The sequence below is a fragment of the Rhizobium ecuadorense genome (genome assembly GCF_001187535.1).
In the GTDB taxonomy this organism is placed as follows: Bacteria; Pseudomonadota; Alphaproteobacteria; order Rhizobiales; family Rhizobiaceae; genus Rhizobium; species Rhizobium ecuadorense.
The window spans coordinates 13,032-25,232 of sequence record NZ_LFIO01001078.1 but is presented as its reverse complement, the minus strand read 5'-3'; the positions used below and the strand labels follow the sequence as shown (position 1 = coordinate 25,232).

Below are 12,201 nucleotides of genomic sequence, written 5' to 3'. Positions count from 1 at the left end.
GTCAAGCGCTAAGATCTACGGGCAATTCCAGCTATTGTATGACGGGTGTGCTCGGACTGGTGGATCCCGTCGTGTCAGAGGACGACTGCCCTCCCCCATTGACGGTGAGGAATGTCCTTGTCGAGGTCGAGGACGAGCTATCTCCATCGCCGGCGTTCGAAACCAGCGAACCGGCAGTCGTCGCCGCGCCGTCAAAGGGCGTACCATCGTCCGATCCAGGACCTGTCTGCCCGATCGACCCCGTGTTGCCAATGCCGGATGCAGCAGCGGCAGCGCCTGCGCCCGGACCGAGCGCCGCGGTGCCACCTTCGGCAAGGACCTTTGCAAAGGCTGCAAGCAGCGGAGCAAGGTTGGGATCGGCACTCGCCGCGTCGGCAACGGCCTTTTCGATCGCCAGCTTGAATTGCGGATCCGATACCTGGCAGCTGTTTGCGGCCCGGCCAAGACCGGAGCCGATAGCCGCCATCTGCGCGGCATTGGCCTTCTTGGCCTGCTCGATCACCGGCGACAGCGCGTCATTGCTGGTCCCGACCAGGGCGCGAACACGCGACGACAAAATCAATGGATCGGACATATCGAGCAGAACGGCAGGGTTGGCCGTAAATCCGCTGACATCGACGGAAGTAAGATTTGCCGGCCCCAGGCAAGCCGCCGCAAAAGCGCTTGAATTCATCCCGGCAAACATCGCAACGACAATTCCGCTATATGCAAGCTTACGATAAACAGCTGACCTTGCCATAACATAGTCCTTCATCAAATCCGCTATATAGACCGCCGGCATTGATCACTCGCGATCGATGCCGACTCGCCTATTTCAATCAATTTCCGAGATCCTGGACCGCGTTGCGAGTATCGTTCGCATCGTCGGTCACGCCGGCAACAGTGGACGATACCGAGTTTACGATGTCAAGGAACTTGACCAATTCAACAGAGTCCGAATTGGAAATATAGATAATATCCTTGTCTTCCATCTTGAATTGCTGAACGGCAAACAAGGTCGCCGGATCGCGCAGATTCGCGCGGACGATCACTGGAACCGTCTCACCCGCAAATCTCGTCGTGTCGACGTTCATCGACTGAACCGTTTTCTTCGGGACCAAGCGATAGAGCAAGACCTGAGCCGGATCGGCGCGGTCGTCGCGCAGACCGCCCGCCTTGGCGATTGCTTCTCCTAGGGTCAGGTCGGATTCTTCGAAATCGAAGCGGCCGCTGACGCCAGCGGCGCCGAGCGTGAGATAGGTGCGGCGCTCATGATCGATCGAGACCGTATCATTCGGCGCGACATAGATATTCTCCGCCGGATTCTTCAACAGCGTATTGTAGGCGACGGTTGCCGTCTTGCCGCGACGCTGCAGCGTAACATTCGTTTCGATATTGTTGGTCGTCAAACCGCCGGCGGCGGAAATGACATCGAGAACACGCTCACCGGCCGGGCTGATCGTGACGCGCTGAGGATTGTTGACGTCACCGAGCACGGCCACCTGACTGGAGCGGCTGTTCGTTGTCGTAATAACCACCTGCGGCTCGATCGCGCGGCTCGCCAGCCGATCTTCGACGTCCTGCTCCACGGTCTCCTTCAGGCGACCGGCGGCCGGAACGCGACCGGCATAGGGGATCGTAATCGTTCCGTTTCGATCGATGGTCTGCTCCGGCAGATTGATGTAATTGCCGGGCCGGCTGCCGGCGTCCGAGGGAATGAACAACCCACCGGACTGCGCTTCGAAGATGGCAACCTGAACGACATCGCCGTAACCAAGCGGAATTTCAGGGGCTCCTCCGCGACCACCGCCAAATCCTTTGAAGGACGTCGGCTGGGCAGAGGTAAAATAGGGCAGAACGTTCTTGCTGAGATCAATCAGGGCGTAGTCGATGCCGACGCGACGCTCCTTCGTTGTCACTTTCACTGCCGCATCTCGATCGACATCTTTGTGATCGGGACCGGACCTTGGCAACGATGTGCAGCTTGCCAATATAGTGGTTAGCGCTACAACAATGGCGACGCGTGTACTACCGATACGAGAACAACCCATAGAATAACCTGTGTTGACGCCCCTGAAGCTACTGCCCCGCAATCTGACAAAATACAAGACAAACCCCGATCAATAACACTGAAAGCCGATTAACATTCCCCTAACTGTGGCAGGCTGGCAACGCCAAGCCCCTGAGGAAGCGAATAACGACCCAGTTTAACTTTTCTGGCGCCGTAAGAACCCGAGGGCTAGACCCGCTATAAAATTTCTTGCGTTTCAGAGTCAACAGTTCGCACCTGCACAATCGCTATTTTTCAAAAACCTTCATAAACCATCTGTTTAAATTTTAGCGGCTGAGCGGCCGCTCATATGCCACATCCGCCTCTCCGTTGCTGCGCCCAAGGCTTATCGCGACGACCGCACTGAGGAAGGCGGAATAAAACACAGCAAAACCCGGTATTTGCAGCGAGAAATCGACGGCCGCATGAAGGGCGACCAGAACCGTTGCCGCCAAGCCAAGCAGCACAAAATGCCTGAGACGCCGCCTTTGGGCGAACCCCTGCCGAAACACCTTGGCAAGGACAGAGAAGACCAGGATCGCGGCAATCGGGAATAATATTCCGAGACCCAAAAATCCTTCGAGATAGAAATTATGCGCCCGGTCGAAGATCCCGAAAATTCCACAGGCAGGATCGCGATAGGCAGGAAATACGGTCCGGAAGGTTCCGAGGCCGGTCCCGGTCAACCAATGATCCGAAATGGCACGCCAAATGCCCGGCAGGATGCAGAACCGATCATCATCCTCGAGCCGCCGCTCTTGTGCGCGCAAAATCGCCTGACCTGCAAACACCGTCAGCAGCACGACGACGAAAACGATCGCCGAGAGGAGTTTCAGCATCGAACGCCATCCCGGCGCCGGTTTCAGATAGCGCCGCGAGCCGCTCCAATTCATGACCAGCCACGGGAAATAAATGAGAGCGGCAATAAAGGTCGCGAATATGCCGGCGCGTGAGCGGGTCAGCATCAGCGCGGTGAAGCATGCGCACAAGAGCAGGATATACATCCACGACTTCAACAGAAGAGTGTTTCGGCCCGGCTCGCCGGGCGGATGCTTCGAATAGGAACGGACGATGTCTCTGACCAGGGTCAGCATCAGCAGCGTTCCAAGCCCGAGGAAGGTCGCCGCGGTATTGCGATTGACGAAGACTCCGGTCAGGCTGTCGAGGTAGGCGTGCTTCTCCACGACGATCAAGATGCTGGGAAACAGTGAAAACTGCAGCAGACCGAACACAGCGATGATACCCGCCGACAGCCCGAGGAAGGCCAACACTTTCCTCGCACGCTGATCGGTATCGCATAAGAGAAGCCCGGTCAGGAACGTAACGAAGGGCAGTGCCACGGAGAGGATCGACGCCAGCGTGTCGGCCGGCTCGACCGAGATTGCCGCGTAATCGACACCTGCCAGGTCACGCGCAGCACTCCAGGCCGGGTTTGCCAGCCAGTTGGACGGCAGTTCAATGGTCTGGATGAACGTCCAGCCCGTCACCACGACAAGCATCAACAGGGCGATACCGAAAACCCGCCTGCTTTGTCTCGGCTCTCCGAACAGCAGTGCCGAAATGGCGCCAAGGGTAAACATTCCGATCGCAGCAAAGGCGAAGGGAAAGGGCGTGACGCTTCCGAACGGAATGAGCGTCAGTATAACGAGGCCGATAAAGGCGAAGAGAAGGGCCTCTCGCAAAACCTGCCTGTTGATGAGGTTGGATAACATTCGATCTCTTCGCCGGCGAGCGGCAACGGCAGAATTACAACCCGAGCGGTTAATATGCACGTACTAACATAAGTTGCATATCAAAGGCTTGCGTGTTAAAGTGCAACAGAATTTCACATCGTTTAAAATTGTCGCGAAAGACTTAAGCCAATCGAGACAAGCCCCCGGCTATGCTCCGTCAAGCAGCAGGAACGGGACAGACGTTCTGCAGCCAATACTTGGCGGATCACTAGATCGCCATGCCATTGACTGAGAAAAAAGGCAAGCCTGATCTCAATCAGTTGCCCTGAACGGGGATTTAACAGATGAAGAAGACATTCGTTACACTTCTGGCGCTGGCCTTTACAGCAGGGAATGCCTGCTCGGCATTTGCCGCCGGTCCCGCAGGTTTCGCCCGCGGCCTGAACGGCAGGTCGGCGGTCAGCTATATCTCTGAAAAAGGCACGATCATTCCGCCCTTCGCGCAGGTATTGTTCTGCGCCCAGAACCCGGCCGAATGCCGCGACAACAACGGTCTCTCGGTCGTCGCGCTCACCGACGAGCAAATGCTGCAGCTGAAAAACGTGAACGGCACCGTCAATCGTACGATGATCGGCCGGAACGATTCCCGCAACGAATTGAACGGCGACGTCTGGAAGGTGAATGTGCGCAGCGGCGACTGCGAAGATTTCGCGCTCACCAAGCGCAGCCGGCTGATCGCGATGGGCTGGTCGTCGCGCGCTTTGCGGATTGCGACCGCCTATACACCCTCCGGTGAAGGGCATGCCGTCCTGGTGGTCAGGACCGATAAGGGCGACCTCGTGCTCGACAACAGGCTAAGCAGCATCAAGAATTGGCGGGATACCGATCTGCGCTGGGACAAGATTCAATCGGGAACAGACCCCTATGTCTGGTATCGGCTGTGACAGCGGGCGCCGCAAAATAAGCTGAACGCACCGCTTTAGAAATCCAGGTCGAGCCGCTCTGACGAACGGCTCGACTTGTCATATCGCTCACACAAACCTATGTTTTTGCTATCGACAGGGCCGCCGTCAGAGAGTTGCGGCGCCCCAAGTTCGATTTCCGGTATGGGTATCAAGCGATCTTCGATATTGTCTTTTCGCCCAGATTAAGTATGACGGACGCCATGCTGCGACGCAGCATGATGTCCTACTCTAATGATTTGAGGGAATTATGCGCATCACGATGATTGGATCAGGCTATGTCGGCCTCGTTTCAGGCGTTTGCTTTGCGGATTTCGGCCATGACGTCATCTGCGTAGACAAGGACCTGAGCAAGATCGAAGCCCTTCGCGAAGGCCGCATTCCGATCTACGAGCCGGGTCTGGAACAATTGGTCGCCGAAAATACCAGCACCGGCCGGTTGTCGTTTTCGACGGATGTCGGCGAAAGCGTCCGTAGCGCCGACGTCGTGTTCATTGCGGTCGGCACGCCGTCCCGGCGCGGCGACGGCCACGCGGATCTCTCCTATGTCTACGCCGCGGCGCGCGAGATTGCCACCTATGTGGAAGGCTTCACCGTGATCGTCACCAAGTCGACGGTGCCGGTCGGCACCGGCGACGAAGTCGAGCGCATCATGCGTGAAACCAATCCTGCGGCGGATGTCGCCGTCGTTTCCAATCCGGAGTTCCTGCGCGAAGGCGCGGCGATCGAAGATTTCAAGCGTCCCGACCGTATCGTCGTCGGCCTGAATGACGATCGGGCACGCGAAGCCATGACCGAGGTCTACCGCCCGCTTTACCTCAACCAGGCCCCCTTGGTCTTCACCACCCGCCGCACCTCGGAATTGATCAAATATGCTGCCAATGCATTCCTCGCGATGAAGATCACCTTCATCAACGAGATCGCCGATCTTTGCGAACGCGTTGATGCAAACGTCCAGGACGTTTCGCGCGGCATCGGTCTCGATGGCCGTATCGGCGCCAAGTTCCTGCATGCCGGTCCGGGTTACGGCGGTTCGTGCTTCCCCAAGGATACGCTTGCCCTCGCCAAGACGGCGCAGGATTACGACGCGCCGATTCGGCTTATCGAGACGACGATCTCGATCAACGACAACCGCAAGCGGGCGATGGGACGTAAAGTCATCTCGGCCGTCGGCGGCGACATTCGCGGCAAGAAGATCGCGATTCTCGGCCTGACCTTCAAGCCGAACACCGACGACATGCGTGACAGCCCGGCGATTGCGGTCATCCAGACCCTGCAGGACGCCGGCGCCCTGGTGGTCGGCTACGATCCCGAGGGCATGGAGAATGCCCGCAAGGTGATCGAGAATATCGAATATGCGAGCGGTCCCTATGAAGCGGCCGCTGGTGCGGATGCGCTTGTCATCGTCACCGAATGGAACCAGTTCCGCGCGCTCGATTTCAATCGCCTGAAGCAGTCGATGCGCGCCCCGGTCCTGGTCGACCTGCGCAATATTTACCGCAGCGACGAGGTCCGCAAACACGGCTTTACCTATACCGGCATCGGCACCAATCTCTATCAGGAATCGACAAACGCCTGACAGGTTGTGGTGAACCGATAATCGTCCCGACGCCGCGGAGCAAAATTCCGCGGCGTTTGGTTTTGATGCATGTCGCCCGGAAGTGTGCCGCGGTTCCGGGATAACGACATGCATCAAAACAATGAGCTAAAGCGCGTTGCATGAATCAAATTTGATGCGACGCGCTTTAGCGCACCTCGCCGAAAAGCCTGAATGGTTTCGGGCGGCATCGCGCCTTGAGATTTAATTGAGGAGCCCGACCCGCGTTCCTTTTATCGTCAGAACGGTGAGCCGGCCCGTCGCCGAAACCGCGGTGTCGATTCCGATCCGTTGCGGGCCGAATGTCGGGGTTCGCGCCGGGGTATGCCCGTGGATCACGAGGACAGGAAGCTGCGGCCCTTCATCCAGGAAGGGTTGGCGGATCCACATCAGGTCGCTGTCCTTCTGCTTCTTGAGGTCGATGCCCGGTTTGATGCCGGCATGGACAAAGACCACCCTCCCCATCCGCAGCATGATCGGCAGCGATTCCAGGAATTGGATATGCCGCTCGGGGATCATGTTGCGAATGACGCGGGCAATCATTTCGCTTCCAGCCGCAGACTGCAGCAGATGCTCGATATCGATACCGTATGAGTGCAACGTCTCCGTCCCGGCAAAACCGAGCCATTCAAGAATGTGCGCCGGTTTGCGGTAGAGCTTCACCAGTTCCGCGTCGTGATTGCCGCAGAGAGCGAAACGCTGAAATCCCGCCGGCGGACTCTTGCTGAGGAACTCCAGCACCGCGCTCGAATCGGGCCCGCGGTCGACATAATCGCCGAGCATGACGATAAGTTTCGGCCCCGGAATGCGCGCGGCATCCTCCTCGATGCGACGATGCGCCTCGACGAGTTCATTGTAACATCCGTGTACATCGCTCATTGCATAGACCGCAGCGAAGTCGCCTTCGGCAAACGTCAGCCGAGCGCGTCCTTTGCGGTTACCGGCCAGTATCGGAATCTGTTGTCGCCACGGCCCGAGATAGTTAAACATGTAACCCATTTATGAGATCCGACAGCCCGTGAGGCAGTCGGACAAGCTCCATTTCCGCCCATCCCTGCATGGGCATGAGCCGCAGTGTTCAAAAAGAAGTTGGCCTGATCACGGCCTCATCGAAATTGTAACCGGCCTCCGGCTCACACTGCAGCTTGGCATCGAATCACCTGATCCTCGCCGCGTCACGTGCATGGAATTTTTCATGCAACGTTCCCGCGACGGTGAAATTACGTTTGCGAGAAACGGCGATTTGTATTCGGTCATTCGGAAGCGCATCACGGTTAATATTGCGCTGTATTCTGGTAGATGAGGGTTAATTCGGCGTTAAACCGTATTATTCGTTCGCTCAGCGGCTGTGTCAGTCGCCAGTTCTGCGAGCTGGAGAATTTGCGGCCATCAGGTTTCCACAGGCGGCACCTCCCGAAAAGCTGCATAAATCAACTATAGCGAGAGCCAAGAGAAAAAAATGAACGCTTAAGCTTATCGTGCTTGACGCTACTGCAGCGGCGCATGATGATGGCGCATTGCGAGCGTGAATGACATTCCTCACTGGAAATCTCAGATCCAAAACTGCGGGGTGCAAAGTGGAAACTGCGGTTGATTCGAAACTTATCGAGGCGATCACCTACGACGAAGACAGCCGGCATCTACGGGTCTATCTGACAAACGGTCAAAGGCGGGAATATGAAGGTGTCCCCAAGGGCGTCGTCGTCGGCTTGACGATGGCGGAATCCCCGGGGAATTTTTATATGACGGCAATCAGGGGCAAATATCCTCCCCGCCCCTAACGATCCATCATTCCAGCCGAAATGCGGGACCGGCATTCACCGGCTCCGCAAATCGGCGCCACCGACCGGCGGCACATTCCATCAATAGCCACTGAAGAAGTCGCGAACTGCATCGATCTCGAGCGGCGCAATCTCATGGCCGCCGGGATGCCAGACCGTCCTGACATCGGCGCCGCGATCCTTCAGATGCTCCGACAGCGCCTCGGTCACCGGGACGGGAGCGATCGGATCCCGCTGCCCAGCCGTCACCAGCACCTTTCTCCCCGCCAGAGTGGCCTGGGCTTCAGGCTGAAACGGAATGAGCGGGTGCATCAGAACAGCGGCATCGAAGATGCCCTTCTCGATCAGCACATTGGCAAGAATGTTTGCACCATTCGAAAAACCCAGGCCGAGAATTTGGGAAGCCTGGTGCTTGTCGGCCAATGCCTTGACATAGGCGGCCATCTTCTCCGTCGCCCGTGAGAGGTCGGCCATGTCGTAGATCCCCTCCCCGGTGCGCCGGAAGAACCGCGCCGCGCCATGTTCGGAAACGTCGCCGCGTGGCGACAGAACCGTCGCTTCGGGCAGCAGGCGCCGGCCGAAATCGAAGAACTGGTTCTCGTCGCCGCCGGTGCCGTGCAGCACCAGCAGGATGGGTTTATCGGATGCACCGGCATACAGCCGGTGCACATATCCAGCTTCGGTCATATCGCCTCTCCCTACGCGTCGAGCGGCTGCAGGTGCTGCTCGAGCAGTGCGCGAAGATGGGCGTGCTGCTGCGGCAGCTTCAGGGCTTCACCGAGATGGGCTGTATCCTCGTCGCGGTTGAAGCCCGGCTCATTGGTCGCGACCTCGAACAGCACGCCGCCCGGCGTGCGGAAGTAGATCGCCCAGAAGTAGTCGCGGTCGATCACCGGCGTCACCTGATAGCCGGTGTCCATCAGCGCCTTGCGCACTTCGAGCTGCTTCTCGCGGTTTTCGACGGCGAAGGCGACGTGGTGGACGGAGCCGGCGCCGGGAAGCGCGCGGGCAATGTTCGGCATGGTCTCGAGATCGATGAGATGCGCGCCGTTGCCGTCAGGCTTGATCAGCCGCTTGACGCCGTCCCGTTCTTCGGCGACCTCGTAACCCATGAACTTCAGGAGTTCGCCGGTAGCGCCTTCATCCCGCAGGCGCATAGCGACGGAATGGAAGCCGCGAATGGCGTGGTCCTCGCTGATGCCGCCATGCGTCCAGGCCTGGCGGGCATCGTCCTTAACCTCGACGAGCGCAAAGCCGTCACCGTCGGGGCCGGAAAAATTCAGGCGCTTCTCGCCGAAACTTTCCTCGGCCTTCAGCCCGCCGATATTCAACCCGCTGAACCGATCGCCCCAGAAGCCGAGCGAGCCTTGCGGAACGGAAAACACCGTCGTGCCGACCTCCCCGGTGCCGGGACGGCCCTGCGCCATCTTCGGGAACGGGAAATAGGTCATGACAGTGCCGGGCACACCGGTCTCGTCACCATAATAGAGGTGATAGACATCAGGCGCGTCGAAGTTCACCGTCTTCTTGACGCGGCGCAGGCCAAGCGCATGGGTGAAGAACTGATTGTTGGTTCGGGCGTCCTCCGCCATCGACGTGACGTGGTGCAGACCCTTGATCTGATCGAGCATGTGAGACCCCTTTCTTGCCCGCAGTTCGCAGGCTTTCGATGAGGCTAAGATGCGCGCTGAAACTCCATGGGAACAGACCCCCAGATCAAAACGCATTGTCTTCCTTTAGTGAACGAAGGCCAGATGACGTTCACACTTTGACCTCTTCGGGAACCACCGGCAATTGCCAGTCGATCGGAGTTCGCCCGCGCGACTGCAGGAAATCATTCGCCTTCGAAAAATGCCCGCAGCCGAAAAATCCGTTATGGGCCGAAAGCGGCGAGGGATGCGGCGCCCTGAGCACGAGATGCCGTGTCGTATCGACAAAGGCCGCCTTGCGTTGGGCATAAGAGCCCCAGAGCATGAAGACGACGGATTCGCACTCGTCGTTGACTTTGCGGATGACGGCGTCGGTGAAGCGCTCCCACCCCTTGCCCTGATGCGCAGCCGCCTGCCCTTCCTCGACAGTCAGCACACTGTTCAGCAGCAGCACGCCTTGTCTTGCCCAATGTTCGAGAAAACCGTGACGCGCCGGCGCTATGCCGAGATCCGTCTGCATCTCCTTGTAGATATTGACGAGGGAGGGCGGAATGCGCACGCCCGGCCGGACGCTGAAGCACAGCCCATGGGCCTGCCCCAGCCCGTGATAGGGGTCCTGGCCGAGTATGACGACCTTGACGCTGGTGATCGGCGTCAAGTCGAGGGCGCGGAAATATTCGCTGCCCCGAGGGAAAATCCGCTTACCGATCTGCTTCTGCGCGACTAGAAAGGATTTAAGCTGCTGCATATAGGGGCTTGAGAACTCCGCCGCCAAGGCGGCTTTCCAGCTCTCGTCGAGACTGATTGATGTATCGCTCATCGAGCAAACCCTTCGCATATGAAGAAACAACGGACACACGGTTCTAACAAAATCGATCTACGCTGCAATGCCTGCCGCCTCGGCAATGGGTTTACGCCTTTGGGATGGGCGGGAGAGGATTGCGAGCGGCTTCCGAGACACCGTCGTCCGTGTTTAACTATATGACGGCTTCGGTATTTACGCCGGCAGGCGGCCTGAGTAGAACCTTGATGATAAACCGGGGACATGTCTTCAAATGAAATTCGGCACGAGTGGCCTTCGCGGACTTTCAGTGGATCTCAAGGGACGCGCCTCTGCGCTTTATGCGACGGCGTTCGGCAAATATCTGCTGCGGACCGGCAAGGCACAGATCGGCGATGCCATTCTAATCGGCCGCGATTTTCGCGATTCGAGCCCCGACATCTCGGGAAATTGCGCCGGCGCGCTCGTCGCGCTCGGCTTCCGGGTATTGGACTGCGGCAATGTCCCGACACCCGCCCTTGCCCTTTATGGCCTTAAGAGCAACGCTGCGTGCCTGATGGTGACGGGCTCGCATATTCCGGCAGACCGCAACGGCATCAAGTTCTATCGCCCGGACGGCGAGATCGACAAATCGGACGAGGCTGAGATCACCGCGTGGGCGGCCGAGATCGAACGAACAGGCGAGCCGGTTGCAGAGGCGCCGGCCCAGACCGAAGATCATCAGGCGATCTGCCGGCAGTTCTTTTTCCAGCGCAATGCCGCCCTGCTGCCGCAGGGGGCGCTATCCGGCCTGAAGATCGGCGTCTACCAGCACAGCACCGTCGCCCGCGACCTGCTGGTTGAGGTTCTCGCCCATTATGGCGCCGAGATCATCGCTCTCGGCCGTTCGGAGAGTTTCATTCCGGTCGACACAGAAGCCGTTTCCGACGAGACGGTCGCGCTGATGAAGCGCTGGGTGTCCGAGCATAAGTTCGACGCGATCGTCTCGACCGATGGCGACGGCGACCGCCCGCTGGTCGCAGACGAAACCGGCACGCCGCTGCGCGGCGACCTTCTCGGCCTTGTCGCAGCCAATTTTCTCGGCGCCGACACGGTGGTCACACCGGTTACCTCCAATTCCGGCATCGAGGCCGCAGGGTCTTTCGCCGTCAGGCGCACCCGCGTCGGCTCGCCCTTCGTTATCGCAGCCATGGAAGAGGCCGTGGCGGCCGGCAAAGATCATGTCATGGGCTTTGAGGCCAATGGCGGGCTGCTGACGGCAACCCCTTTCGATATCAACGGCGAATCCGTGCGCGCCTTGCCGACGCGCGATTGTTTTCTCCCGATGCTTGCGATCCTGTCGCTCGCCGCCGTTCGCAGGCAGCCGCTTTCGGCCGTTGCCGCCTCCTATCATCTGCCCTTTGCCGCTGCCGATCGCCTGGAGAATTTTCCGGTGGAGACGAGTGCGGCGCTGATGGAGCATCTGCGCGCCTCCAATGAAAACCTTGCCGCTTTCCTGCAGCCGGTCGGCGAGGTGGCGGCGAAATCCGATATCGACGGACTTCGCGTAACGCTGAAAGACGGCAGGATCATTCATTTCCGCCCGTCGGGCAATGCGCCGGAAATGCGCTGCTATGTCGAAGCCGGGAGCGAAACCGCAGCCCTGGATCTGCTGAAGACAGGCCTCACCCGAATAACGGACTGGGCAAACGCCCGCTAAACATGCCACGAACAAGCTTTTTTCAAGGAA

11 protein-coding genes are annotated in these 12,201 nt (G+C 58.6%); 4 read left to right on the top strand and 7 right to left on the bottom strand.

The features are described 5' to 3' along the window. Positions 1-31 precede the first annotated feature (31 nt). The 3 genes from AF337_RS21650 to AF337_RS21640 all read right to left on the bottom strand — a co-directional run bounded on the left by AF337_RS21650 (position 32) and on the right by AF337_RS21640 (position 3,741). The gene (locus AF337_RS21650) at positions 32-739 is read right to left on the bottom strand and encodes a hypothetical protein (RefSeq protein ID WP_049733804.1); all 708 of its coding nucleotides are present in this window, start codon (positions 737-739) and stop codon (positions 32-34) included. A gap of 79 nt (positions 740-818) precedes the next feature. Beyond that, positions 819-2,030, bottom strand: a complete 1,212-nt coding sequence (locus AF337_RS21645; protein WP_049733744.1) for a polysaccharide biosynthesis/export family protein — start codon at positions 2,028-2,030, stop codon at positions 819-821. A 286-nt stretch (positions 2,031-2,316) separates the two neighbouring features. After that, entirely contained in the window at positions 2,317-3,741 is a 1,425-nt protein-coding gene (locus AF337_RS21640; RefSeq protein WP_049733743.1) for an O-antigen ligase family protein, read from the bottom strand. Positions 3,742-4,046: 305 nt separating this feature from the next. Here AF337_RS21640 and AF337_RS21635 point away from each other — a divergent pair, with 305 nt between their 5' ends. Continuing rightward, positions 4,047-4,646 carry a transglutaminase-like cysteine peptidase gene (locus tag AF337_RS21635; protein WP_049733742.1) on the top strand — a complete coding sequence of 200 codons (600 nt, stop codon included), beginning with the start codon at positions 4,047-4,049 and terminating at the stop codon, positions 4,644-4,646. A 268-nt stretch (positions 4,647-4,914) separates the two neighbouring features. After that, complete coding sequence (locus AF337_RS21630; protein WP_049733741.1) at positions 4,915-6,243, top strand: UDP-glucose dehydrogenase family protein; 1,329 nt, start codon at positions 4,915-4,917, stop codon at positions 6,241-6,243. A gap of 222 nt (positions 6,244-6,465) precedes the next feature. Here the strand turns inward: AF337_RS21630 and AF337_RS21625 are convergent, their stop codons facing one another. Beyond that, positions 6,466-7,260 carry a metallophosphoesterase gene (locus AF337_RS21625; RefSeq protein WP_049733740.1) on the bottom strand — a complete coding sequence of 265 codons (795 nt, stop codon included), beginning with the start codon at positions 7,258-7,260 and terminating at the stop codon, positions 6,466-6,468. Positions 7,261-7,790: 530 nt separating this feature from the next. Here AF337_RS21625 and AF337_RS21620 point away from each other — a divergent pair. Beyond that, complete coding sequence (locus AF337_RS21620; protein ID WP_049733739.1) at positions 7,791-8,042, top strand: KTSC domain-containing protein; 252 nt, start codon at positions 7,791-7,793, stop codon at positions 8,040-8,042. Between the two features lie 81 nt (positions 8,043-8,123). On the opposite strand, the gene AF337_RS21615 is transcribed toward AF337_RS21620, so the two are convergent. From AF337_RS21615 to ung, 3 genes are all read right to left on the bottom strand, one after another. Further along, a complete protein-coding gene (locus AF337_RS21615; protein ID WP_049733738.1) occupies positions 8,124-8,729 on the bottom strand; it encodes an alpha/beta hydrolase in 606 nt (201 codons plus the stop codon). Between the two features lie 11 nt (positions 8,730-8,740). Next, a complete protein-coding gene (locus AF337_RS21610) occupies positions 8,741-9,673 on the bottom strand; it encodes a VOC family protein (protein ID WP_049733737.1) in 933 nt (310 codons plus the stop codon). Between the two features lie 130 nt (positions 9,674-9,803). After that, positions 9,804-10,511: a uracil-DNA glycosylase gene (gene ung, locus AF337_RS21605; protein WP_049733736.1), complete on the bottom strand. Its 708-nt coding sequence runs from the start codon at positions 10,509-10,511 to the stop codon at positions 9,804-9,806. Positions 10,512-10,746: 235 nt separating this feature from the next. Between ung and AF337_RS21600 the strand changes: the two genes are divergently transcribed. Beyond that, entirely contained in the window at positions 10,747-12,171 is a 1,425-nt protein-coding gene (locus AF337_RS21600) for a phosphomannomutase (RefSeq protein ID WP_049733735.1), read from the top strand. Positions 12,172-12,201 lie beyond the last annotated feature (30 nt).

Excerpts from the sequence above, each read along its gene's own strand:
- AF337_RS21630 (WP_049733741.1), top strand. The coding sequence starts at position 4,915 with ATGCGCATCACGATGATTGGATCAGGCTATGTCGGCCTCGTTTCAGGC.
- AF337_RS21645 (WP_049733744.1), bottom strand. The coding sequence starts at position 2,030 with ATGGGTTGTTCTCGTATCGGTAGTACACGCGTCGCCATTGTTGTAGCG.
- AF337_RS21650 (WP_049733804.1), bottom strand. The coding sequence starts at position 739 with ATGGCAAGGTCAGCTGTTTATCGTAAGCTTGCATATAGCGGAATTGTC.
- AF337_RS21625 (WP_049733740.1), bottom strand. The coding sequence starts at position 7,260 with ATGGGTTACATGTTTAACTATCTCGGGCCGTGGCGACAACAGATTCCG.
- AF337_RS21620 (WP_049733739.1), top strand. The coding sequence starts at position 7,791 with ATGACATTCCTCACTGGAAATCTCAGATCCAAAACTGCGGGGTGCAAA.
- ung (WP_049733736.1), bottom strand. The coding sequence starts at position 10,511 with ATGAGCGATACATCAATCAGTCTCGACGAGAGCTGGAAAGCCGCCTTG.
- AF337_RS21610 (WP_049733737.1), bottom strand. The coding sequence starts at position 9,673 with ATGCTCGATCAGATCAAGGGTCTGCACCACGTCACGTCGATGGCGGAG.
- AF337_RS21615 (WP_049733738.1), bottom strand. The coding sequence starts at position 8,729 with ATGACCGAAGCTGGATATGTGCACCGGCTGTATGCCGGTGCATCCGAT.
- AF337_RS21635 (WP_049733742.1), top strand. The coding sequence starts at position 4,047 with ATGAAGAAGACATTCGTTACACTTCTGGCGCTGGCCTTTACAGCAGGG.
- AF337_RS21640 (WP_049733743.1), bottom strand. The coding sequence starts at position 3,741 with ATGTTATCCAACCTCATCAACAGGCAGGTTTTGCGAGAGGCCCTTCTC.
- AF337_RS21600 (WP_049733735.1), top strand. The coding sequence starts at position 10,747 with ATGAAATTCGGCACGAGTGGCCTTCGCGGACTTTCAGTGGATCTCAAG.